At 64.6% G+C, this 23,116-nt stretch carries 25 protein-coding genes; 10 read left to right on the top strand and 15 right to left on the bottom strand.

What is annotated here, in order from left to right; genetic code table 11:
- The 3 genes from FUT88_RS08445 to FUT88_RS08435 all read right to left on the bottom strand — a co-directional run.
- Positions 1-789: collagen-like triple helix repeat-containing protein (locus FUT88_RS08445; protein ID WP_147214590.1), on the bottom strand; the 789-nt coding region annotated here is incomplete at its 3' end.
- 132 nt (positions 790-921) lie between these two features.
- On the bottom strand, positions 922-1,719 hold the full coding sequence (locus tag FUT88_RS08440; protein WP_147214589.1) for a collagen-like triple helix repeat-containing protein: 798 nt from the start codon (positions 1,717-1,719) through the stop codon (positions 922-924).
- A gap of 80 nt (positions 1,720-1,799) precedes the next feature.
- The gene (locus FUT88_RS08435; protein WP_147214588.1) at positions 1,800-2,207 is read right to left on the bottom strand and encodes a hypothetical protein; all 408 of its coding nucleotides are present in this window, start codon (positions 2,205-2,207) and stop codon (positions 1,800-1,802) included.
- Between the two features lie 1,248 nt (positions 2,208-3,455).
- Here FUT88_RS08435 and FUT88_RS08420 point away from each other — a divergent pair.
- On the top strand, positions 3,456-3,986 hold the full coding sequence (locus FUT88_RS08420; RefSeq protein ID WP_147214586.1) for a histone H1-like DNA-binding protein: 531 nt from the start codon (positions 3,456-3,458) through the stop codon (positions 3,984-3,986).
- Between the two features lie 251 nt (positions 3,987-4,237).
- Here the strand turns inward: FUT88_RS08420 and FUT88_RS08415 are convergent, their stop codons facing one another.
- The 10 genes from FUT88_RS08415 to FUT88_RS08370 all read right to left on the bottom strand — a co-directional run bounded on the left by FUT88_RS08415 (position 4,238) and on the right by FUT88_RS08370 (position 12,819).
- The gene (locus FUT88_RS08415) at positions 4,238-4,705 is read right to left on the bottom strand and encodes a membrane protein (RefSeq protein WP_009241557.1); all 468 of its coding nucleotides are present in this window, start codon (positions 4,703-4,705) and stop codon (positions 4,238-4,240) included.
- A 9-nt stretch (positions 4,706-4,714) separates the two neighbouring features.
- Positions 4,715-5,650 carry a carbohydrate kinase family protein gene (locus FUT88_RS08410; protein ID WP_147214585.1) on the bottom strand — a complete coding sequence of 312 codons (936 nt, stop codon included), beginning with the start codon at positions 5,648-5,650 and terminating at the stop codon, positions 4,715-4,717.
- Between the two features lie 92 nt (positions 5,651-5,742).
- Positions 5,743-6,243, bottom strand: coding sequence for a thiol peroxidase (gene tpx / locus FUT88_RS08405; RefSeq protein ID WP_004632960.1), 501 nt, complete (start codon positions 6,241-6,243; stop codon positions 5,743-5,745).
- Positions 6,244-6,363: 120 nt separating this feature from the next.
- A complete protein-coding gene (locus FUT88_RS08400) occupies positions 6,364-7,806 on the bottom strand; it encodes a DUF3426 domain-containing protein (RefSeq protein WP_147214584.1) in 1,443 nt (480 codons plus the stop codon).
- Positions 7,807-7,902: 96 nt separating this feature from the next.
- Positions 7,903-8,799, bottom strand: coding sequence for a 50S ribosomal protein L11 methyltransferase (prmA, locus tag FUT88_RS08395; RefSeq protein WP_147214583.1), 897 nt, complete (start codon positions 8,797-8,799; stop codon positions 7,903-7,905).
- The gene (accC, locus tag FUT88_RS08390; protein ID WP_147214582.1) at positions 8,796-10,163 is read right to left on the bottom strand and encodes an acetyl-CoA carboxylase biotin carboxylase subunit; all 1,368 of its coding nucleotides are present in this window, start codon (positions 10,161-10,163) and stop codon (positions 8,796-8,798) included. The genes prmA and accC overlap by 4 nt, the downstream gene beginning before the upstream one ends.
- Positions 10,164-10,296: 133 nt before the next feature.
- Positions 10,297-10,764 (bottom strand): acetyl-CoA carboxylase biotin carboxyl carrier protein, encoded by a 468-nt coding sequence (gene accB / locus FUT88_RS08385; RefSeq protein ID WP_147214581.1) that lies wholly within the window; start codon positions 10,762-10,764, stop codon positions 10,297-10,299.
- A gap of 138 nt (positions 10,765-10,902) precedes the next feature.
- Entirely contained in the window at positions 10,903-11,370 is a 468-nt protein-coding gene (aroQ, locus tag FUT88_RS08380; RefSeq protein ID WP_147214580.1) for a type II 3-dehydroquinate dehydratase, read from the bottom strand.
- A 183-nt stretch (positions 11,371-11,553) separates the two neighbouring features.
- Complete coding sequence (locus tag FUT88_RS08375) at positions 11,554-12,078, bottom strand: TlpA family protein disulfide reductase (RefSeq protein ID WP_147214579.1); 525 nt, start codon at positions 12,076-12,078, stop codon at positions 11,554-11,556.
- Between the two features lie 66 nt (positions 12,079-12,144).
- Positions 12,145-12,819, bottom strand: coding sequence for a UDP-N-acetylmuramate--alanine ligase (locus FUT88_RS08370; RefSeq protein ID WP_147214578.1), 675 nt, complete (start codon positions 12,817-12,819; stop codon positions 12,145-12,147).
- 78 nt (positions 12,820-12,897) lie between these two features.
- Here FUT88_RS08370 and mpl point away from each other — a divergent pair, with 78 nt between their 5' ends.
- The 7 genes from mpl to mtgA all read left to right on the top strand — a co-directional run bounded on the left by mpl (position 12,898) and on the right by mtgA (position 20,359).
- On the top strand, positions 12,898-14,283 hold the full coding sequence (mpl, locus tag FUT88_RS08365; RefSeq protein ID WP_147214577.1) for a UDP-N-acetylmuramate:L-alanyl-gamma-D-glutamyl-meso-diaminopimelate ligase: 1,386 nt from the start codon (positions 12,898-12,900) through the stop codon (positions 14,281-14,283).
- 6 nt (positions 14,284-14,289) lie between these two features.
- The gene (locus FUT88_RS08360; RefSeq protein ID WP_147214576.1) at positions 14,290-14,913 is read left to right on the top strand and encodes a YqiA/YcfP family alpha/beta fold hydrolase; all 624 of its coding nucleotides are present in this window, start codon (positions 14,290-14,292) and stop codon (positions 14,911-14,913) included.
- A complete protein-coding gene (locus FUT88_RS08355; RefSeq protein WP_147214575.1) occupies positions 14,910-15,488 on the top strand; it encodes a chorismate--pyruvate lyase family protein in 579 nt (192 codons plus the stop codon). Before FUT88_RS08360 ends, FUT88_RS08355 begins: the two co-directional genes overlap by 4 nt.
- 154 nt (positions 15,489-15,642) lie before the next feature.
- Entirely contained in the window at positions 15,643-17,739 is a 2,097-nt protein-coding gene (locus FUT88_RS08350) for a ribonuclease catalytic domain-containing protein (RefSeq protein WP_147214574.1), read from the top strand.
- 51 nt (positions 17,740-17,790) lie between these two features.
- A complete protein-coding gene (locus FUT88_RS08345; protein WP_147214573.1) occupies positions 17,791-18,705 on the top strand; it encodes an energy transducer TonB in 915 nt (304 codons plus the stop codon).
- A gap of 11 nt (positions 18,706-18,716) precedes the next feature.
- Entirely contained in the window at positions 18,717-19,634 is a 918-nt protein-coding gene (gene aroE / locus FUT88_RS08340) for a shikimate dehydrogenase (RefSeq protein WP_147214572.1), read from the top strand.
- A 20-nt stretch (positions 19,635-19,654) separates the two neighbouring features.
- Complete coding sequence (mtgA, locus tag FUT88_RS08335) at positions 19,655-20,359, top strand: monofunctional biosynthetic peptidoglycan transglycosylase (protein ID WP_147214571.1); 705 nt, start codon at positions 19,655-19,657, stop codon at positions 20,357-20,359.
- Between the two features lie 3 nt (positions 20,360-20,362).
- Here mtgA and corA read toward each other — a convergent pair whose 3' ends face one another.
- Positions 20,363-21,325, bottom strand: a complete 963-nt coding sequence (gene corA, locus FUT88_RS08330; RefSeq protein ID WP_102066831.1) for a magnesium/cobalt transporter CorA — start codon at positions 21,323-21,325, stop codon at positions 20,363-20,365.
- Positions 21,326-21,535: 210 nt separating this feature from the next.
- Here corA and pyrF point away from each other — a divergent pair, with 210 nt between their 5' ends.
- Together pyrF and FUT88_RS08320 are read left to right on the top strand one after the other, a co-directional pair.
- Positions 21,536-22,351, top strand: a complete 816-nt coding sequence (gene pyrF / locus FUT88_RS08325) for an orotidine-5'-phosphate decarboxylase (protein WP_147214570.1) — start codon at positions 21,536-21,538, stop codon at positions 22,349-22,351.
- 40 nt (positions 22,352-22,391) lie between these two features.
- Complete coding sequence (locus FUT88_RS08320; protein ID WP_147214569.1) at positions 22,392-22,610, top strand: metal transporter; 219 nt, start codon at positions 22,392-22,394, stop codon at positions 22,608-22,610.
- A gap of 1 nt (position 22,611) precedes the next feature.
- Here FUT88_RS08320 and FUT88_RS08315 read toward each other — a convergent pair whose 3' ends face one another.
- Positions 22,612-23,112 carry a CinA family protein gene (locus FUT88_RS08315; RefSeq protein WP_027680373.1) on the bottom strand — a complete coding sequence of 167 codons (501 nt, stop codon included), beginning with the start codon at positions 23,110-23,112 and terminating at the stop codon, positions 22,612-22,614.
- Positions 23,113-23,116 lie beyond the last annotated feature (4 nt).

The following is a 23,116-nucleotide window of genomic DNA, read 5'->3' as shown; positions in this document are numbered from 1 at the left end:
GCCGACTTGCGCGCCCGCGCTCTGCAGGCCGCCGCCAACCGTATTCAGCGCACCGGCCAACGGGCCGCCGAGCATCGTCGCGCTGCCGACCGTCTGCGTGCCCTTCACGAGCTGCGACGACAGCGGCACGATCGCGTTGCTGGTCTGCTGCGTGACCTGCTGCACCGGGCCGCTCGACGTGCCAATCGTGACGAGCCCGCCGGCACCCTGCATTACCTGACCCAGCGCAGACACACCGCTGCCCACCGGCGACGTCACCGGATTCAGCGGCGCCAGCGGGCTGCCGGCGGCACCCAGATCCGAGACGGTCTGCCCTGCGTTGCCGACCGTCACCCCGGCGGAGCGGATCACGTCACCCGAGCTTTGCACCGTCGTGCCGACCGGGTCGGGCGTCGAGCCGATCTTGCCGAGCCCGTTGCTGATGCCGCCGCCCAATGTCTGGACCGTGTTGCCGGCAGAGGTGACCGTTGCACCCAGATCCTTCTGCGCCGCCGTGCCGCCGATGACGGGCACCGACGCCGTGCCGATCGTCGTACCAAGGTCGCTGACGGTTTTGCCCGTCTGCGTGACGACGTTGCCGCTGCTGCTGGCGACGTTGCCGACCGGCACCGCGCCCGGATCGTTGTTGGCCGTCGACGACGGTGTCGTATCGCCGTTCGGATTGCCGCCCGAAGCGCAGCCGGCCAGCGTCAGCACGGTCACTGCAGCGGCTGCCAGCAGCGTGCGCGACGCCGAAACGGCGGACGACGAAGCCGAAGAAGAAGTGTGGAGCGGGTTCTGAATCTTCATGGTGAGTCTCCTTGTAAGCGCGGCCCGTACCGCGTGTCACCGCCGGGTCAGAAGAACGCGCATCTGGCGTCCAGCGGGTAGCATCCGCCTGCGTTTGCTGTCGAATGCAAAGAAAGTTCTACAGAGCGGTGATCAGTGATGCACGCCGGATGTCACACCCGACAGCACCCCGCCAACCAACCCGCCCACCGTTGCGCCGGCGCTGCCCAATCCGCCGAGCGGACCCGTTGCGGCCGTACCACCACTGCCGACTGCGCCGATCGAGCCGAGCGTACTGACACCAGGCAAGCCCGCCGTCAGCGAACCGACTGCCGACGTAACCGGCGCCAGCGCACCGCCGAGCGCGCCGGTCAACGCACCACCCGGCGCACCGCCTGCTGAGGACGGCGCCGCCGGCGCGGCGATCGTCGACAACCCGCTGGTGAGCGAGCCGAGTGCGCTGACTGTGTTGCCCAGCGTTGACACCAGCGCATCGCCTTTGCCGGCCGTCGTGATCGTGCTGCCTTCGCTGCCGAGCGCACTGCCCAGCGTCGACAACACGTTGCTCACCGGTGCACCGAGGCCAGTGGCCGCACCCAGCGTTTGCGTGGTGGAAGTCAGCGCGCTGGTGAGCGGCACGATGGCGCTGATGGTCGTAGTCGTCAGCTGCTCGACGGGGCCGGTCAGCGTCGCGATGGGTGTGCTGCCGGTCGATCCGGTGCTACCCGTTGCATTGCCGCTGTCGTTGTTCGACCACGTGGGCGAGGTCGATGCCGCAATCGCCGGCTTGGACTGCGAATCGCTGCCGCCGCCCAGCGACGTACCCATGTCGCCGCTGCCCGAATTCGCGCAACCGGCCAACATGGCGAGCGATGCTGTCGCCAGCATGCACTGCAGGAACAGTCCGCACTTCGGCGGATTCGATTTCGACAAGAACGCTCGATCGCGCATCTTGTGCCTCCACTACTCAGAACAGAACGCTTGTTGGACCCCTTCTGTCTTGCGCTCTTTGCTCGTCGGGTTTGTCGTCGTCAGCCATGTGGGGTTGGCGACGACCTCCCTGTCTTCTCACGTGCCACGCGCAGGCCCGTGCCACACCGCGCGATCGATGCCGTGCTGATGTGGTGAGCGGATCGTGAAGTGAAACCGAATGGCATGACAATCAGCGCCAACCTGACACCCGGATTTGCGGTTGCAGCAATTTGCGAACTCGATTTCGAATAAAACGCTACGGCAAGCCATTCTTGGGGTGACAGGGTTGCAGCAAAAATGGCCTGCGGATTGCCGTAGAACAATTCTTCTATCGTCGCAAAACAGCGTCGTTTCAAACGCAGTTGCGTAAAGTTTTCAGCGGTTGCTGAGCAGGGTTTTCCCGCGATCGGCGATCGGTTGAGCGTCGCGCGGGCCGCGCTGTCGAAGTCGTTCGCGCAGTCGGGCATCGTCGCGATCCGATGTCCGCGTCGGAGGCATCGACATCCATCGCGCATGCGCGGATGCGAGTCGCGCTCATGCAGGCATCGATGCTTCGGTCCCATCGCAACCACCTCGCGCATCGGATGCGCGGCACGCGATTTGCGGCATCTGCATGCACGCTGTTGGTCGTCGCAATCGCATCGACTTCGCGCAGTGCGCGTCGACGGCGTTCGAGATGCAGATCAGCGTCGTCGTCGACACGCTCAACACGTCGATAGACGCGCGTCGATCGCTTCGATTGCGTGCGTATCGACGTGTCGAGCGCGAAAAATTCGCGCGCGTTGTCGCATCTACGCATCGTTTTTTTCGACGCGCATCGCGCAGCTCGCACGTCGTCGCGCACGACGATGCCGAACGCGCGCGAGGCGCGTGCGCGAGTTGATGATGCACACGCGCACAACATCGCGTGTTGCTGTAAACCGGCATGAACACTGGGTTTGCGGGACACGTGTGTCAACGTGGAGCAACGCCGCAACGTGATGTCACGACGCAAGAAAATGCGCATTCGCGACAGCGATCTGCGCGCATGCGCGATGCGAATCGCAGCGACGCACAGACGCAGCGCAATCCTTCACCAAAACTCACCGCGCTTTTTGCATAAATCTCTTAACATCACCGCGCAAACGAATTATGATTCGCCTTGACAAGACGTTGACTTCGATGCAAGGGACCTTCGCGCGATCAACGACGATGAAGTTCCAAGCGGCAAGTGAAAGGTAGTCGAGGAGCGTAACCACTTTGATGCACGCCACGCCGACAGGGCTGTTTGAACTCGGTGCCGTCTCTGCGATCCCCCCGTCGGGATGGGCGTACTACCCCCAAAAGAAAACGCGCGCTCTCCAGTTTTTCGCTGTCCGCGAAGTCACGCTGCAAGCGGCTTTGCGGTCTACGCAGCGATTCGCGCAAGATCAGATTTCGACCGGTGTGGCCACGATGCCCCGGTCCTCTCAATTGATGAAGACTCGCCGGATGCATTCTGTCCGGCCGACTGCGGCTGCGCTCGTGCGCGCAACCGGGGCGTGCAACTTGCTGCGTGTGTTCACCGCGCAAGTCGCAGATCTTCCTACCGAATTCATTAGCGTGCGACTGCCGTTTGGTGGCGCGCCGATGAATCGCTCGCTCGGTTGGTCTGGCGGTGCCAATGCATCGTGGGATCGGGCCGGTCGGGTTGCTCAATCTCGATAGTTCGATACCCAATCTTGAAGGAGTTTCCCATGGCAACTGCTGCTAAGAAGAAACCGGCCGCCAAGGCCCCGGCCAAGAAGGCCGCTGCAAAGAAGGCTCCGGCCGCCAAGAAGGCTGCTGCAAAGAAGGCTGCTCCGGCCGCTAAGAAGGCCCCGGCCAAGAAGGTTGCAGCTAAGAAGGTCGCTGCCAAGAAGGCACCCGCCAAGAAGGCCGCAGTGAAGAAGGTTGCAGCCAAGAAGGCTCCGGCCAAGAAAGCTGCAGTGAAGAAGGTTGCAGCCAAGAAGGCTCCGGCCAAGAAAGCCGCAGTGAAGAAGGTTGCAGCCAAGAAGGCTCCGGCTGCCAAGAAGGCTGCTGCCAAGCCTGCTGCGAAGAAGGCTGCTGCGAAGAAGGCCCCGGCTGCGAAGAAGGCTGCCGCCAAGCCTGCTGCGAAGAAGGCTCCGGCCAAGAAGGCTGTCGCCAAGCCCGCTGCTGCTCCGGCCGCTGCACCTGCTGCACCCGCTGCCAAGACCGCGCTGAACCCGGCTGCGGCATGGCCGTTCCCGACCGGCAACCGTCCGTAAGTCATTCTGACGACGGTGATCCTCCGGGACCACAGCGGCGCGCAGGTCGCGCCCACCTGATCGGATACTGCGTATCCGGTCCGCAAGGCCTTGGTGTCTTGCACCGCCCGCCGATCGGCTCACGCCCCGGCGGGCTTTTTCTTGCCCGCGCGTTTCGCATACGTTTCTCGCGAGCATAAAAAACCGCACCGGCGCGATGCCGATGCGGTGTTTCCGATGAATCTCTCGGCGTATCAGCCGAGCGCAATCGATCAGTGCGTGACGCGCGTCACGCCGCCCGATGACAGCAGGCGCACGCGCTCGCCAGGGCGGAACGCCTCGTCCGCGTCTTGCGTGATGGCGCGGTACTCGCCGTTGTCGAGCTTGACGGTGATTTCCAGGCCAGGCCGCTTGTTCATCTGACCTTCGAGCGCGCTGCCTGCGACGCCGCCGAGAATCGCACCGAGCACACCCGCCGCCACCGAGCCGTTGCCGCGCCCGATGGCTGCTGCCGAACCGATGCCGCCGATTGCGCCGCCGGCAATGGTGCCAACGCCGGTCTGCTCACGATCGATCACGACATTGCGCACGGAATCTACCGTACCGAAGCGCACGGTCTGCTCGCGCTGCGCCTGCCCCGAGGTGTAGGCGCTGTTGGAGTTGGTGCCCATGGCGCAGCCTTGCAGGCCAAGGGCGGCGACCAGCAGAGTCGCGGCGCCGATGCGATAGATGGGTTTCATGTTCGTTCCTTATTGATACCGATACCCGAAAGCGGATTCGAAGCGCCGGGCAATCTCGTCGACGGGCAGGCCGTGATTCTGCGGGCCTTGGCAAGCGATCTTGAGTGAGCCCATCAGGCTGGCGAGACGACCGGTGGTGTCCCAGTCCAGGCCGTTCTCGATGCCGTAGAGCAGGCCGCCGCGGAAGGCGTCGCCGCATCCGGTTGGGTCGACCACACGTTCGGCCGGCACGACCGGAATAGTGTACTGCTTGCCGCCGGCGTAAATCTCCGCCCCTTCTTCCCCGCGCGTGACGATGTAAGCCTCGACGCGCTGCGCAAGTTCTGCCGCACTGTAGCCCGTGCGTGACAGCATGACCTGCGCTTCGTAGTCATTGACCACCACGTAGCTGGCGAGTTCAACGAAGTGGCGGAGGTCGGCGCCGTCAAACAGCGGCATTGCCTGGCCCAGATCAAAGATGAAAGGCACGCCCGATTCGGCAAATTGGGTGGCGTGGTGCAGCATGCCTTCGCGGCTGTCGGGGCCCACCAGACCGAGCCTTGCCGGCAAGGCATTCTTGACCGAATTGATGCTCGAATGGCTCATCGCGCCTGGGTGGAAGGCGGTGATCTGGTTGTTGTCGCGGTCGGTCGTGATCATCGCTTGCGCGGTGAACGTGTCCGGCACCTCCGTGATATGCGCGGTCGAGATGCCGAGCTTTTTCAGGTAGTCCAGATACGGGCCCGCATCCTGGCCGACCGTGCCCATGATGATGGGCTCGCCGCCGAGCATCTTCAGCGTATAGGCGATGTTGCCTGCGCAGCCACCGAACTCCCGGCGCATGGTCGGCACCAGAAAGGAGACGTTCAGGATGTGGATCTTGTCGGGCAGGATGTGTTCGCGGAAGTGTCCGTCGAACGTCATGATGGTGTCGTAGGCAACCGAGCCGCAGATCACGCTGGCCATATTGAAGCACTCCAGATATGACACGGCCGCCCAGTGGACGGCCGTGTGATGAACAAGAGACCGGAAGTCGGTCTCGATGCAGTCAGTTCAGCTTACTTCAGCGCAGCCAGGGCCGCGTCGTAGTTCGGCTCGTCCTTGATCTCGGGCACGAGTTGCGAGTACAGGACGGTGTCGTCGGCGTCGAGCACGACGACGGCGCGGGCGGTCACGCCAGCCAGCGGGCCCGACGTGATGTCGACGCCGTAGGCTTGCTTGAAACCCTTGTCGCGGAAGGTCGACAGCGGCTTCACATTCGCGATGCCTTCGGTGGTGCAGAAGCGGCCGGCTGCGAACGGCAGGTCGGCAGAGATGGACAGCACGACCGTGTTGTCCAGCTTGGCGGCGGCTTCGTTGAACTTGCGCGTGGAGGTGGCGCACACCGGGGTGTCCAGGCTCGGCACGATGTTCAGAACCTTGCGCTTGCCGGCAAAGTCGGCGAGCGAGACGTCCTTCAGGTCTGCGCCGACCAGCGTGAATGCGGGGGCCTTCGAGCCTGCGGTCGGGAATTGGCCGCCGACTTCGATCGGGTTGCCGCCAAGGGTCACGTTTGCCATGGTGTTACTCCTTCCTTTGATGCGTGTTGGGGAAAAGCCGCTAACAAGATCCTCGTGGCATCTGCGTCGGCACGCCGGGCCGGCAGGTTCTTGTTAGCGGCTCTAAGCCAGGATGAAAACTCAGGGGTAAAAAATCAGGACCCGGTAATTGGCCGTCGGGCGCTGGGACTGGAATCGTACCCGAATCGGTAGTTCGGCGCGGGCGGGCAGCCCTGACTTGCTGTATGCACTGTCGCTCGGGTTGAGGTAGTCGCTGGGCAGCAGGGCGCGGCGCGAGAGCAGTTGGTCCTGCAGATCGGTCGTGACGAGTTCGATGGCAGGCAAGGCGATGGGGCCGCCGGCGCGGTTGCGCAGCGTCGCGGTCAGCACGTACTGGTCGGACGCGTCGCCTTCCTGCCGCTGCAGTTGCGACGATTCGATCTGCAGCGCATCGAGGTCACGCGGTGGTGCAATCGTGCAATGCAACGGCTGGCACAGGGCTTCCAACATCGGGCGTGTGGACGGCGCGCGTCGGGCGATCTCGGCGCGAGCGAGGAAGAGCAGTTGCGCCACCGCCAGCACTGTCAGCAAACCAATCGCGACGCGCGCGAGGGCACGGCGTCCGGTCGTTTTGCGCGCCTGCTCGCGGGCCTGTGCGGCACGCAGAAAATCCAGCGTCGCGGCAGAGACACCGTGATTCGGCCCACGCACCTTGCGCGGACGCGGCGCGCCAGTCAGCGTGCGCTGCGGCGTCGGGCCGGTCGGCTCGGATTGCGCGCGACGTGCGTGTCCATGGCGGCGCCGCACCGGCGCAAAAAGCGTGTGCGGATCGGTTTCGTGGCGCATCCAGACCGAATCGTGCTTCTCGGCCTCAAGCTTTGCAGGGGCCGAGACCGCTGCCGCCGCGGGGCTCGTCGCTGCCGGAGCCGCCGCGGGCGCGAGGGCCGGTTCCACCGGCAAGTCTGCCGACGGCTGCTTGGGGACAGCCGCCGCGAACGCGTCTTCCTCGTCGTCCAGGTCGCGGATGGGCGGTAGGCCGTGGAATGGATCGGCAGGCGGCGCGGACGGTTCTGGCGCTCGTGTTTGCTGCGCTGGTTCAGCGGCGGGATCGACAGCGTGCTCGATTGGCGCTTCGTCCGGTAGCGGACGCGTGTCGGGTGCGGTCGATTGCACGTCGGGCGCAGGTGTTGCTCCTTCAACTTCGCCCAGATGAACTTCCGCGATGCCTTCATCGGGAACGTCTTCTTCCCAGATCAGCGTCATGCCGAAGCCGTGGTCGTCCTCTGCAGCGGGAGGTGCTGCGGGCGCTTCGGGTTCAGGGGCGACGGGCGGCGCAAGTGGCGCTACGCGAGCGGCGGGTTCGGGCGATTGCGGAAGCTGCGGTGCTTCGGGGGCCGGCGCCGCAGGCGTGGCTATGGCGCCCAATTCGATCAGATGATCGCGGCCATCGAAGACGTGATTGCAGCGCCCACAACGGACGAGACCGCCGCGCAGACGAAGCTGATCGGCGACAACGCGGAATGCGGTTTGACAGTTGGGACAGCGGGCCGCCAAACGTGGCGCAGCTTGTGGCGCAGTTGCCATGCGGGACGAGGAGAAAAAAGCCGACCGCGCGAGTATTGCAGACAGCGGCGCCAGCGTCGACCTTTGCAGGCGGCGCTGGCGCGCAACACCGTGAAATTACGCGGGCTTCACACCATGCAGGCAGACCCAGCCGTCACGTGCACGCCACACCGTGAGGGGAATGGCCGAGGCATACGCGGCCGCGACCTCTTCTGCCTGGCGCTCGAGCACGCCTGACAGAATCAACCGGCCGCCCGGACGGACGCGCGCGCACAGCATGGCCGCCATCAGCTTGAGCGGATTCGACAGGATGTTGGCGACGACGAGATCAAACGTGCCTTCCGGTGCATCGTCGGGCAGGGCGAAGGTCGCTTCGACGTGGTTGCGCTCGGCGTTGTAGCGCGAGGCTTCGACCGCATTCGGATCGATGTCGACGCCGACCGTTTCACCGGCGCCGAGCTTCTTGGCGACGATGGCCAGGATGCCCGAGCCGCAGCCGTAGTCGAGCGTGCGCTCGCCGGGTTGCACGTGCTGCTCCAGCCATTCCATGCACAGGCGCGTTGTCGGGTGGCTGCCCGTGCCGAACGCGAGCCCCGGATCCAATTCCAGCACCACGGCGTCGGGTTCCGGCGCATCGTGCCAGGACGGCACGACCCAGATGTGCTCACCAATATGGATGGGCTCGAACTGCGATTGCGTCACGCGCACCCAGTCCTGCTCTTCGACTTCGCGCACGGTGTACGCAGGCAGCGGCGAGAGGTTGATCTCGTTGGCTGCGGCTGCCACCAGCAATGCCGGATCGGCATCGTCGGCGAGCAGCGCAACCACGCGCGAGCGGTTCCACGCCAGGCGTGTCGGTTCGTGGCCGGGCTCGCCAAAGAGCGGTTGCTCTTCAGGCGTGTCAGCATCGGCGTCTTCCACCGAGACCGACAGCGCGCCGAGATCAAACAGGGCTTCGGACAACGCTTCGGCGTCGTCGCGCGCCACTTCGAGCACGCATTCGCGGTACGTCACTTGCCGCCACCCTTGGCCACTTCCTGTTGCGCCAGACGGTGCTCCAGGTAGTGGATGTCGGTGCCGCCTTCAACGAAGTTGGCGTCGAGCATCAGGTCGCGGTGCAGCGGCACGTTGGTCTGGATGCCTTCCACCACCATTTCCGACAGGGCGATGCGCATGCGGGCAATCGCTTGCTCGCGCGTGGCGCCGTACGTGATGACCTTGCCGATCATCGAGTCGTAGTTGGGCGGCACGAAGTAGCCGTTGTAGGCGTGCGAATCCACACGAACGCCCGGGCCACCCGGCACATGCCACGACGTGATGCGGCCCGGCGACGGCGTGAACTTGAACGGATCTTCCGCGTTGATGCGGCATTCGATGGCGTGGCCCTTGAGCACGATGTCCTTCTGACGGAAGCGCAGCTTTTCGCCGGCCGCCACGCGGATCTGCTCCTGCACGATGTCGACGCCCGTGATCATCTCCGTCACCGGGTGTTCGACTTGCACGCGCGTGTTCATTTCGATGAAGTAGAACTCGCCGTTCTCGTACAGGAATTCGAACGTGCCGGCGCCGCGGTAGCCGATCTTCTTGCAGGCCTCGGCGCAGCGGTCGCCAATGCGCTCGATCAGGCGGCGCGGAATGTGCGGTGCCGGCGCTTCCTCGATCACCTTCTGGTGGCGGCGCTGCATGGAGCAATCGCGCTCGCCCAGCCAGATGGCGTTGCGGTGCTGGTCAGCCAGGACCTGGATCTCCACGTGGCGCGGATGCTCCAGGAACTTCTCCATATAGACTTCCGGATTGCCGAAGGCGCGGCCGGCTTCTTCGCGCGTCATGTTGACGGCATTGATCAGCGCGGCCTCGGTGTGCACCACGCGCATGCCACGGCCACCGCCGCCGCCAGCTGCCTTGATGATCACCGGATAGCCGACCTTCTTGGCCGTTGCCAGGATTTCCTTCGGGTCTTCCGACAGGGCGCCTTCCGAGCCCGGCACGCACGGCACGCCGGACTTGATCATCGCTTGCTTGGCCGAGACCTTGTCGCCCATCAGGCGGATCGATTCGGGCGTCGGGCCGATGAAGGTGAAGCCGGATTGCTCCACACGCTCGGCAAAGTCGGCGTTTTCCGACAGGAAGCCGTAGCCGGGGTGGATGGCCTGGGCGTCGGTCACCTCGGCGGCCGAGATGATGGCCGGCATGTTGAGGTACGACAGCGGCGACGGTGCGGGGCCGATACACACGGCTTCGTCGGCCAGCTTGACGTATTTGGCTTCCTTGTCCGCCTCGGAATAGACCACCACGGTCTTGATGCCGAGTTCGCGGCAGGCGCGCTGGATGCGAAGAGCGATCTCGCCGCGATTCGCGATCAGGATCTTGTCGAACATCGTGTTCTCGCTACAAAAAGGAGAGGCGAGGGCGCTGTGGCCGGGCTGCGCTCAGTGGCAGCCCTGGTGCGCCGGCTCGCGCTCGGATGCGGCACGCTGTGCGCCGCACGATGAGGGGGCAGATGCCGGAGGATCAGCCGATCACGAACAGCGGCTGGCCGTATTCCACCGCCTGGCCGTTTTCGATCAGGATTTCCTTGATCACGCCGGCCTTGTCCGCTTCGATCTCGTTGAGCAGCTTCATCGCTTCGATGATGCAGATCGTCTGGCCTTCCTTGACGGTGTCGCCCACCTTGACGAACTCCGCTGCGCCCGGCGACGGCGAGCGATAGAACGTGCCCACCATCGGCGACGTCACGATGTGGCCAGCCGGCAGGGCCGCGGCGGGAGCCTCGGCGCCGACGGCTGCCGGAGCCGCTGCGGCCGGTGTGCCGACAGCGGGTGCTGCCTGCATCGGCATCGGCGCATATTGCATCGGGGCCACCACTTGCGGCGCCGACTTGACGATGCGGACCTTGCCTTCGCCTTCGGTCACTTCGAGTTCCGAAATGCCCGATTCGGCCACCAGGTCGATCAGCGTTTTCAGCTTGCGCAAATCCATGAACGTTCTCCTGCAGCGTCGGCGGTCTGGGCGGTCGATGCGCGCGAATGGCTCTTCAGCGCATCGGTCAAAGGCGCTCCAGGCGCTGGCGTCGTTGCGTTGGTTAAGTGGTTGAAATAAAAGGAAGTAGACGGCTGATCAGCCGCCGTGTTGATCGATTGCGAAATCCAGCGCCGCCAGATAGCCGCGCCAGCCCAGTCCGCAAATCACGCCCACCGCTTGGTCCGCCAGATATGAATGGTGGCGGAACGGCTCACGACGATGCACGTTGGACAGATGGACTTCGATATACGGGATCACCACGCCGGCCAGCGCATCGCGCAGCGCCACGCTGGTGTGCGTGTAGGCGGCCGGATTGATGATGATGAATTCAACGCCTTCGCTCTTGGCAGCGTGGATGCGGTCCACCAGCGCGCCCTCATGGTTCGACTGGAAATGCGCCAGCGTCACACCGCGCGCAGTGGCGCGTTCAACCAAGGCAGCATTGATGTCGGCGAGCGTGGTTGCACCGTAGACTTCCGGCTCGCGCGTCCCCAGCAAATTGAGGTTCGGGCCGTGCAGGACGAGCACGTTGCGAAGCGCTTTGGCGATGGGTTTATCAGCCACGGTTTGGACCGGTTGAGCGAAGTTGGGCGCAATTTACAGCAACTTAGAATGCTTTGTCTAGTTTTTGCTGAAAAACTCTCAACAAATCGGTGTTTTCACCGATCTTGTGCGTCAGCTCTACGCTTTTGCCGAAGAAGAAGGGGAGTTACGTGCACATGAACGTCATATGACGTTTTTCCATATTCACGTGCGCTGCAGGGCTTCTCGCAGTTCGTCGGCATGCACCCGGCCCATCTTCCGGAAAGTGATTTCGCCTTGTGAGTTAAGGATCACAGTAAACGGAAGTCCGCCCACCTCGTTGCCGAATTGCCGGCCCAGTTCCGTCCCGCCAAAACCCGCCACGGCGACGGGGTATGTGACGTGAACCTTACTCAGGAACGTCTGGATATTGGCGGCTGAGTCAATGCCGATGCCGACGAACTTCGCCTTGGACTTCTGTTCCTGTGCCAGCGCGGACAGTTCCGGCATTTCCTCCACACAAGGACCGCACCACGGTGCCCAGAAATTGATCACTACCGGCTGGCCGCGAAACGCTGCCAGATCCAGCGGCGCGCCATTGGCGTCCGAGAGCTTGCTGCCGTAGAACGCGGCGACGGCATTGTCGGCTGGCGTCTTGGGCGCGGTAGCGCGATGTCCGAAATAGACGCCCGCGGCCGCGGCAACGAGGCCTGCGATCAACAAAGCGGTCAAAGTGGTACGGCGCGACATGGTTCTGCGGTGGTCTCTCTATATAGACAGAGGCGGAGCGTGCGGGATTGTACTCCTGTCGGCGGATCACCCCTGCGACAGGAGGGCACGCACCGCCGCCGCGTCGCCGCGTTGGGTCTTGCCGGTGGCGTCCGCGCGGCGCGCGCCGCGCACATCGTTCATGTCATATAGGGCGATATGGACGCCGACCGGCGTGCCCGTTTCAGCGCGCAGCTCACGCGCCAGGTCGCGGGATTCGGGCCCGGCCGGCCACTGGCCGCGCCACAGGAAGCTGAGCGTTTCCACCTCGTCGCGGCCGGCGAAGTGAGCGCTCTCTGTTGTATCGAAATCCACGCCCGCATTGAGCAGGAAGATCGCCACATCCTTCGGGCTGTCGCAGAAGACTTGCAGGTGGATGTCGGAATGCTCGCTGGCGGTGCCGTTAAAGACCGCGCCAGCAAGGTACGGGTTATGGACTGCCAGCCCTTCCATCAGCAGCAGGGCGATACGGCGCAGCAACGCCAGCACGCGCGGCTGCGATTCTGCCTGGAACAGCGCCTGGTATTCGCGGACTTCCGTTTCGACCTGTTCGTTGTCCGGTAGCCATTCGCCGGGCGTGCGCGATTCCGTGCCGAGCACTTGGCGGGCCGCCTTGCGCTTGGCGGTGGCGTAGTCGGCGCCGTCTTCCGCGATCATGCGCGCCGCGGTGATGGCGATTTCCTCCCGCACGCGGGCGGGGTCGAGGGTGGGGCGTTTGGACATGGCTCTATTTTACTGAAGCGCGCGGACCCGCCTGAAGCCGCAGGTACAATGCGGCGCTACGAAGTTGAGATGGCACCCATGCATATCCACATCCTTGGAATCTGCGGCACCTTCATGGGCGGGATTGCCCTGATCGCCCGTCAGGCCGGTCACCGCGTCACTGGCTGCGACGCCAACGTCTACCCGCCGATGAGCGCCCAGCTTGAGGCTCAGGGCATCGAACTGATTGAAGGATTCGACCCGGAACAGCTGTCCATCGGCGCCGATCTTTACGTGGTCGGCAACGTGATCTCCCGTGGCAATCCGTTGATGGAAGCCATCCTGGATCGCAATCTGCCTTACATTTCCGGCCCGCAATGGCTGGGCGACAACGTACTGCGCCAGAAATGGGTGCTTGCCGTCGCCGGCACGCACGGCAAGACGACCACCACGTCGATGCTCGCGTGGATTCTGCAGGACGCCGGCTACAACCCGGGCTTTCTGGTCGGTGGCGTGCCGCGCAACTTCGGCTTGTCCGCGCGGCTGACGGAATCCGACTTCTTCGTCATTGAGGCCGACGAGTACGACACGGCCTTCTTTGACAAGCGCAGCAAGTTCGTCCATTACCGCCCTCGCACGGCCATCTTGAACAATCTGGAGTTCGATCACGCCGACATCTTTCCGGATCTGGCCGCGATCGAAACACAATTCCACCATCTGGTGCGTACCGTGCCCGGCCAAGGGCGGCTGCTCGTCAATAGCCGCGAAGACAGCCTCACGCGCGTACTTGAGCGCGGATGCTGGTCGGAAGTCGAGCGGTTCGGCGCAGAAGACGGCGAGGGCTGGAAAATCGCCAATCTGGGCGAGGACGACAGCTTTGACGTTGTGTTTAACGGGCAAGCGCAGGGTCGCGTCCGCTGGGCACTGCAGGGCGACCACAACCGTATGAACGCCGTCGCCGCCATCGCCGCTGCACGCCACGTCGGTGTGCCGGCCGCACAAGCCATTGAAAGCCTGACCCGTTTCGAAAATGTGAAACGCCGGATGGAAGTGCGCGGCACGGTCAACGGCGTCACGGTCTACGACGATTTCGCTCATCACCCCACGGCCATTCGCACCACGATCGAAGGCCTGCGCCGTCGCGTCGGCAACGGCCGCATTCTGGCCGTGCTGGAGCCGCGTTCCAACACCATGAAGCTCGGTGTGATGAAGCAAGCGCTTCCTGAGAGCCTGTCCGGCGCGGATCAAGTCTTCGCTTACGGCGCCGCCAGCGGCCGCGACGCCATCGGCTGGGACTTGGCTGGCGCGTTGGCGCCTTTGGGCGCGCGTGCAAACACGTTCTCAGACCTGACGGCTTTGGTGGGCGCTGTCACCGCTGCGGCCGGCCCGGGCGACCATGTGCTGGTCATGAGCAATGGCGGCTTCGGGGGCGTTCATCAGAAGCTGCTCGACGCACTCGCAGAACAGGCAAACGCGGCGAACTGAGTCGATATGCCGGCATCCATCGTCTATCTGCACGGATTCCGTTCGTCGCCGCGCTCGTTCAAGGCGCAGTTGCTGGGCAAGCGGATGGCTTCGGTCGGGCTGGCGGACCGGTACGTCTGCCCGGCATTGCCCGTCTCGCCGCGCGAGGCGATGGCGGAAACCGAGGCGCTGATTGCCGCGTTGAGCGGGCGTGACGGCGCGCAACCGGTGCTCATTGGCTCCTCGCTAGGAGGCTTTTATGCGACCTGGCTGGCGGAGCGCCACGGGCTCCGCGCGGCGATGCTCAATCCGGCCACCCGGCCGGAGCGGGATCTCGCCAAATATGTCGGGGAACAGCCGCTGTGGCATGGCGGCGGCACGATCCGCGTCGAGCCGCACCATCTGGACGAGCTGCGCGCGCTCGCCGTGCCTGCTATCACGCAGCCCGAGCGTTATTACCTGCTCGCAACGACGGGTGACGAGGTGCTCGACTACCGCGAAATGCTCGCTCATTTCCCGGGGGCGGCCACGCGCGTCATCGACGGCAGCGACCATGGCATCAGCGATTTTGCGCAGTACATGGACGAAGTGCTCGTCTTTTGCGGTATTCCTGCTCAGTTGCTGGCCGCACATCCCTTCGGCGCGGCATGACCGATTCACCGTCGTATCCGCGCAGCCTGTGGCGCAGCGCGCTGCCCCCGGCTGTCGTTTATGACCGGCATTGGGCACGTTGGGCCCTGGGTGCAGACTCGCTGACAGCACGTCTTCGTGCGGCATCGTCGCGCTTTCGCGTCCAATTGCTCGGCCAGGAGCGCGCGATGCCGCTACGAGACGAGTGGCGTTGCCTTGGCATGTCGCGTGCCGCAAAGACGCTCGTCCGCGAAGTTTTGCTGATTTGCGACGAGATTCCCGTGGTGTATGCCCACACCATCGTCCATCCGCGCAGCGTGGCGCTCGACTGGCCGTTCCTGAAAGCGCTTGGGACGCAGCCGCTGGGGCATTCTCTGTTTGCCGATCCGCGTGTGCAGCGCGGGGACTTCGAATTCGCCTTGCTGGACGCGCGCCACCCGCTGGTGCGCCGCGCGCACGACGCGCTGGGCGATGCGCCTGTCGCCGGCACATCACGGCTGCCGGCCCGCCGGTCAGTGTTCCGGCGCGGGGCAAGCGCCATGCTCGTGACGGAGGTTTTCCTGCCCGCGCTGGCGGGTTTCCATCCGCCGCGGTAAGCGTATTTTCGCGGGCCGGGCGGCGGGCCAGTGCGGTATCATCGCCCCCAACTTTTGATCGCCGCGCGTGACGTTGTAACGTCGGGCGGCGCGGCCATTCCACCTCATTCAAAGTGACGCTCGCTCGTGCGAGTGCCGCAATCCATACAAATCCATGCAGTTGCTGTTTGAAGAAGGCGGCGAGATCCGCGCGGGCACCGTCTTGTCCCAACAAGGCGAGGCCTATCAGGTCGAGTTGCCGAGCGCCAAGCGCACCAAGGTCAAGTCGCGCGACGTGTTGCTGCAATTCGCGCAGCCGTCCGCCGGCGAGTTGTCGCAGGCCGCCCAGGCGCTGTCGGCGGAGATCGACCTGGATTTCCTCTGGGAATGCGCGTCGGCCGAAGAATTCGGCTTTACCGACTTGGCCGGTGAGTATTTCGGCGCCGGCGCCAATGCCACGCAGCAGGCCGCGCTGGCCATCGCGCTGCACGGCTCACCGATCTACTTCCGCCGCAAGGGCCGCGGCCGCTATCAGCGCGCGCCCGAAGATCAGCTGAAGGCCGCGCTTGCAGGGTTGGAGCGCAAGAAGCAGCAAGCCGCCCTGCAGGCCGAGTACGAAGCCGAGCTGAAGGCGATGCGCCTGCCGGAGGCCTTCCGCGGAAAGACGCTGCAACTGCTGTTCAAGCCGGACAAAAACAGCCTCGAATACAAGGCGCTCGATGCCGCGTGCACCGCGCTGGGCCTGTCGCCGATGCGCCTGATGGTGGCGGTCGGCGGCATCGCCAACGCCCGCGCGCTGCACGAGGCCCGCTTCCTCTCGGAATGTTTCCCGAAGGGCACCGGCTTCCCGGACGTGACCGTGCCGGAACCGGCGATGGAGCTGCCGGCCGCCGACGTGCGCGCCTTCTCGATCGACGACGTGACCACCACGGAAATCGACGACGCCATCTCCGTCACGCCCATTGATGACGCCACCGTGCGCATCGGCATCCATATTGCCGCGCCGGGCTTCGGCATCCAGCGTGGCGACCCGCTGGACGTGATTGCGCGCCAGCGTTTGTCGACCGTGTATTTCCCCGGCGACAAGATCACGATGCTGCCGGAGTCGGTGGTCGATCGTTACACGCTGCAGGAAGGGCGCGCGTGCCCGGCGCTCTCGCTGTATGTGACGGTCGACCGCGCCACATGGGCGGTCACCGCCAGTGAGACGCGCTGCGAATCGGTGACCGTGGCGGCCAACCTGCGCCACAACCTGCTCGACGACGTGATCACCGCCGACGCGCTCGCCGATGGCTCGGGCGACTACCCGTTCAAGGCTGAACTGGCGGTGCTGTGGCCGTTTGTGTGCGCGTTGTATGACGGCCGCCAGCAGGCCCGCATCGCCAGCGGCCTGAAGCCCGAGGGCGCGCAGAAGGGTGATTATTCGTTCTACATCGACCCGATTCCCGAGGCGGAAGGCGGTGGCGAGCGCGTGCGGATCGAACAGCGCAAACGCGGCTCGCCGCTGGACAAGATCGTGGCCGAGCTGATGATCCTGGCCAACAGCACGTGGGGCCGCATGCTGGCTGACGCCGGTGTGCCCGGCATCTACCGCACGCAGAAGGCGTGGGGCATGCACCGCACGCGCATGCAGACGTATCCGGCGCCGCACGAAGGTCTGGGCGTGGCGCAGTACGCGTGGAGTACCTCGCCGCTGCGTCGCTATGTCGATCTGGTCAACCAGTGGCAGATCGCAGCGGTGGCGCAGCACGGCGTGACGGCCAAGCTGATCGCGCCGTTCAAGCCCAAAGATGCCGACCTGCTGGCCGCCGTGGCCGACTTCGAAGCCACTTACGCCGCCTACGCCGACCACCAGTCGACCATGGAGCGCTACTGGTGCCTGCGCTGGCTCAAGCAGGAGAACCGCACGCGCATGCAGGCCGTGGTGCTCAAGGAAGGCGCCGTGCGTTTCGCCGACATTCCGCTGGTGACGAAGGTGCCCGAGCTGGCGCAAACGGCGCGCGGCACGCATGTCGTGCTCGATATCCTGGAGACCGATGAGATCAGCCTGGAAGTGTCGTGCCGCGTGGTCGAGATTCTCGCCCCGGCTGCGGACGCCCAAGCTGAAGCCGAAGCCATTGAAGCAGAACTGGCCGAGGCAGAGACAGAAGCTGAGGTGCCGGCTGAACCACAACCCGCCGCCGATGGGGAAGAGGCTCGTGCAGAAGCCGACGCTGCTGTGGCGCCGCCGCCGCAGGACGGCGAGAGCGGTGGAACGCCCGCCGCCGCCTAACTACAATCGCAGTCTGACCTTCATTCTTCGCGCACCGACCAGGAATACCCCATGGCCGCCCTCGCAAACCGTCCGGACTGGTCCGGCAGCAGCACGCTCACCAAGGCACTGGTCGTGTCGCTGGCCGTGCATGTTCTGCTCTTGTTCGTACGCGTCGTGGCTCCGGAGGCGTTCGATATCAAGCGCGAAGATCCGGGCCTCGATGTGGTGCTGGTCAACGCCAAGTCATCGACGGCCCCTTCGAAGGCGACGGCCGTCGCCCAGGTCAACCTGAACGGTGGCGGCGAATACGACCAACAGCGCGCCACCACGCCGCTGCCCGCCGACACCAATGAGCAGACTGGCGATGCCATCAAGCTCACACAGCGTCGCGTCGAGTATCTCGAGCAAGAGCAGCGCCGCCTGCTGACGCAATCGACCGAGCGCGCACCGCTGGTCAACGATCGCCAAGTCAAGCCGGGCGAGCGTCCGCAGCCGTCGCCCACCAACGGCACCGACGATCGCACCACGCAAGACGAAATCGCTCGCCTGCAGGCCGAGATCGATCGCAACCTTGAGAACTACGCCAAGCGCCCGCGCCGCAATGTGCTGACGGCCGCCAGCGCACGCCAGGTCGATTACGCCCGCTACTACGATGCCGTGCGCCGCAAGATCGAAGCGCGCGGCACCGCCAACTTCCCCAGCCAGAATGGCCGCCCGCTGTACGGCGAGTTGATCGTCGTGATCAGCATCAACCGCGAAGGCCAGCTCGGCTACAACCAGGACGGTTACAAGATCGAAGGCATCGAGATCGCCAAAAGCTCGGGCAACCCCGCACTCGATCGCCAGGCTGTAGCCATCGTGCGATCGTCTTCACCGTTTGGCGCCTTCCCGGCCGAGATGCGCAAGCGCGTCGACATCCAGGATGTGGTTGCCACGTTCAAGTTCACCCGCGCAGGCCTGGAAACCCACCTGCAGACCCGCTGATTTCGTCGTCCATGCCGTCGTCGTTTCAAGAGGCCATCCTCGCCGCTGCGAGCGCCCCGCCCACAGATCGTTATGGCGTGATCGGCAACCCGATCGCGCACAGCAAGTCGCCCATCATCCACGCCGCGTTTGCGCAGCAGACGGGGCAGCTCATCCGCTACGACCGCATCTACGCCGAGCTGATCGCGTTTGACGAAACCGTGATGACCTTCGTGCGCGAAGGCGGGCGCGGGCTCAACGTGACCGTGCCGTTCAAGCTCGATGCATATGCCATGTCGACGTCGTTGTCGCTGCGGGCGGAATCGGCCGGCGCGGTCAACACGCTGAAGTTCGATGGCGAAGAGATTTTTGGCGACAACACCGACGGCGTCGGCCTGATGCGCGACATCACCCACAACATCGGCAACTCGTTTGAAGGCGAACGCGTGCTGCTGTTGGGCGCGGGCGGCGCGGCGCGTGGCGTGCTACTGCCGCTGCTCGAACACAAGCCCGCGCGCGTGTTCATTGCCAACCGCACGGCCGATCGGGCCAACAAGCTGGTTGACCGCTTCGAGGTTTCGGCCAAGCTGCACGAGGTCGAACTCGTGGGCGGCGGCTATGACGAGCTTGCGGCAGACGACGTGTTCGACGTCATCATCAACGCTACGGCGAGCAGCCTGCAGGCCGAAGTCCCGCCGATTCCGACCACCGTGTTCGGCCCCAACGCGCTGGCCTACGACATGATGTACGGCCCGCGCCCGACGGTGTTCATGGAGTTCGCCCGGCGCAACGGCGCCCGCGCATGGGACGGTCTGGGCATGCTGGTGGAGCAGGCGGCGGAATCGTTCTTCGTCTGGCGCGACGTGCGCCCGGACACCGCTCCGGTGCTGCTCGCCATGCGCGAAGGGCTGCAGGGCGAAGCTGCGGTCGCGGCGCGCGCGCCTCGCTGAACCTGGAGCGCAGCCCTGCGATGATGCGTTGGTTCGGCTACGTGATCGGCTGCTTCGTTGCGGGCGTGATCGCACTCAACCTGTATTTCTTCGCTGCGATCGCGAGCTGGCAGGTGTTCGATCCGTCGTCCACCAGCTTCATGCGCGCCGAGCGCATGCGCCTGTGCGGCGCCAATGTCTTCACCTGCAAGGTCGACCACCGCTGGGTCAATTACGACCAGATCTCGCGCAACCTCAAACGCGCGGTCATCGCCAGCGAAGACGCCGATTTCGTCTCGCACAGCGGCTGGGAGGTCGACGCCATGCTCGATGCGTGGGAGAAGAACAAGCGGCGCGGCCACGTGGTCGCGGGCGGTTCGACCATCACGCAGCAGTTGGCCAAGAACCTGTTCCTCTCGGGCGAACGCCACTACCTGCGCAAGGGCGAAGAGCTGGTCATCACGTGGATGCTCGAGTTCTGGCTCGACAAGGAGCGCATTCTCGAGATCTATCTGAACTCGGTGGAATGGGGCGAGGGCGTGTTCGGCGCGGAAGCGGCGGCGCAGCATTACTTCAAACGCCCGGCCTCGCAACTTACGGTAGGCCAGGCTGCGCGCCTGGCTGCGGCGCTGCCCGCACCGAAGTGCTTCGACAAGAAGAGCTATTGCGCCAACGTGCACGTGAACTTCACGCGCAAGGCAACCATCATCGCCAACCGGATGGGCTCGGCGACGCTTCCCGACTGACGCTCAGTTCAACCAGCCCTTGCGACGGAAATAGATGAGCGGAATGGCCGCCGACACGATCATCAGACCGATCGCATAGGGGTAGCCTTCAGCCCAGTCCAGCTCCGGCATCACCTTGAAGTTCATGCCGTAGATCGAGGCGATCAGCGTGGGCGGCATCAGCGCCACCGACACCACCGAGAACAGCTTGATGATTTTGTTCTGGTTGATGTTGATGAAGCCGACCGTGGCATCCATCAGGAAGTTGACCTTGTCCGACAGGAACGCGGTGTGGTTCTCGATGGAATCGATGTCGCGCAGCACCTGGCGCGCTTCGTCCTGCTGGTCGGCCGAGAGCAACTGGCTGCGCAACAGGAAGGACACCGCGCGGCGCGTATCCATCACGTTGCGGCGGATCCGGCCGTTCAAGTCTTCCACGCGGGCGATGATCTCCAGCACATCGGCCGCGGCGGCATCGGTCACCTCATCGGCCAGCACGCGTTTGCTGGCATCTTCGAGGCGTTCGTAGACTTCTTCGATGGAGTCCGCTGAGTATTCTGCGTCGGTGGCGTACAGATCCATCAGCACATCCTTGGCGTTGCGCACCGAGCCCGGGCGCAGCCGCGCACGCATGCGCACCAGCCGGAACGCGGGGAGATCTTCGTCGTGGATGGAGAAGAGCACATCCTTGGTCAGCACGAAGGCCACGCGCACGTTGCGGGAGGTCGTTTCTTCGTCGAGCAGGAAATCGGTGCGGATGTGGATGTGGCCGTCTTCGCCTTCAAAGTAGCGGGCGGATGCTTCCAGGTCCCCTAATTGCTCCAGCTCCGGAAGGACCACGCCATAGGCTTCCTTGATCCACGCCAGTTCTTCGTCGTCGGGGTCGATCACGTCGATCCAGATCGGCTTGTGCTGCAGCAGTTCGCTGCGTTCTTCGACCTGTTCCTGCGCGAGACGGCCTTTTTGCACGACGAACAGGTTGATCATGGGGTGTTTCCTTGAAGCAGGCGTTGAACGGGCAGCGAAAAATCGCGCCGAGTGTAGCCTAAAGAAGCGACGGGTTCAGCCACAAACGGTGGCTCGGCGCGCACGCGTGGGGCCGACGCCACGTCTGGAAGATGCCGCCACCGGGCCGCCCGACGGGTAAAATGCAGGCAACTCATGCGGCCATCCGGCCGCCCTCACATTCCCGACACCATGCGATTTACCGAACAACTCGCTGCCGCCTGGCAACGCAACAACTCCCTGCTGTGCGTTGGCCTCGATCCTGACCCGGCACGCCTGCCGGCATCGCTGACCGGCACGGGCGGAGCAATCTTCTCGTTCTGCCGCGCCATTGTGGACGCCACCGCCGATCTGGTCTGCGCCTTCAAGCCGCAGATCGCCTACTTCGCCTCGCAGCGCGCCGAAGATCAGCTCGAGCAACTCATCAGCTACATCCACGAAGCCTATCCGGGCATCCCCGTCATTCTTGATGCCAAGCGCGGCGATATCGGCTCCACCGCCGAGCACTACGCCAAGGAAGCCTTCGAGCGCTACCAGGCTGATGCCATCACCGTCAGCCCTTACATGGGTTTCGACTCGATGCAGCCGTATCTGGCGCATGCCGACAAGGGCGTGATTGTGCTGTGCCGCACCTCCAACGCTGGCGGCAGCGATGTGCAGTTCCTGGAAACCGACGGCCGCCCCGTCTACCAGGTCGTGGCGGAACGTGCGCGCGACGTATGGAACACGAGCGGCCAGATGGGCCTGGTGGTGGGCGCAACGTTCCCCGAAGAGATTGCCAAGGTGCGGGAGATCGTCGGCGACATGCCGCTGCTGATTCCGGGCGTTGGCGCCCAGGGCGGCGACATCGAAGCCACGGTGCGCGCCGGCCGCACGGCTGACGGCACGGGCATGATGATCAACTCGTCGCGGGCGATTCTCTACGCCAGCACCGACAGTGATTTCGCTGATGCGGCCCGCCGCGTGGCCGAGACCACGCGCAACCAGATCAACCAGTTCCGCAACTGATCGGCGCTGTCGGTCCGGTTGCGGCGAGAGCGAGGACGCCATGACCACGCAACCGCACCGCCCCGCCGCCGGCACGCATCGGGAAGAGACGGGTAAGGACCCGGACCGCAAGCTCGAGAAAGAGCGCGACGACACCCACCAGCACGAGACGACGCGGCGCGATCATGATCGCGACCGTCGCCACGAGCACGACCACGAACACCAGCCGGAACACGATCACGGAGATCGTCGCCGGCCGGATCATCCCAGCGAAATCTAGATCAGGACTCCGCCGAGTCGAGGAAGTCGAGCAGGCCGCGCAGTGCGTGCTCGGCGGCCTGCAGGCGGACCTGCTTGCGGTCGCCCTTGAAGTGGCGCGTTTCCACGCGGGTTTGCAGGCGGTTGCTCCAGCCAAAGCAGACCATGCCGACGGGCTTGTCGGGCGTGCCACCGGTCGGGCCCGCGACGCCAGTAATCGCCACCGCCACCTGCGCGCGGCTGTTGAGCACCGCGCCTTCGGCCATGGCGTGCGCCACCGGTTCGCTCACGGCCCCATGTTCGCGGATCAGCGCCGCCGGCACGCCCAACATCTGCGATTTCGCTTCGTTGGAATAGACGACGAAGCCCCGTTCAAACCACGCGGACGACCCCGATACGTCGGTAATGGCGGCGGACACCAACCCGCCTGTGCACGATTCAGCGGACGCCATCATCAGGCTGCGCTTGTGCAGCGTGTCAGCGACAAGTTCGGCCAGTTGGGCCAGGGCGCGGGATTCAGCCATTGCG

This window comes from Ralstonia sp. TCR112, from assembly GCF_007997035.1.
In the GTDB taxonomy this organism is placed as follows: domain Bacteria; phylum Pseudomonadota; class Gammaproteobacteria; order Burkholderiales; family Burkholderiaceae; genus Ralstonia; species Ralstonia edaphi.
Note: the sequence above shows the minus strand (reverse complement) of the source record. Positions and strands in the feature narration are given on the sequence as shown.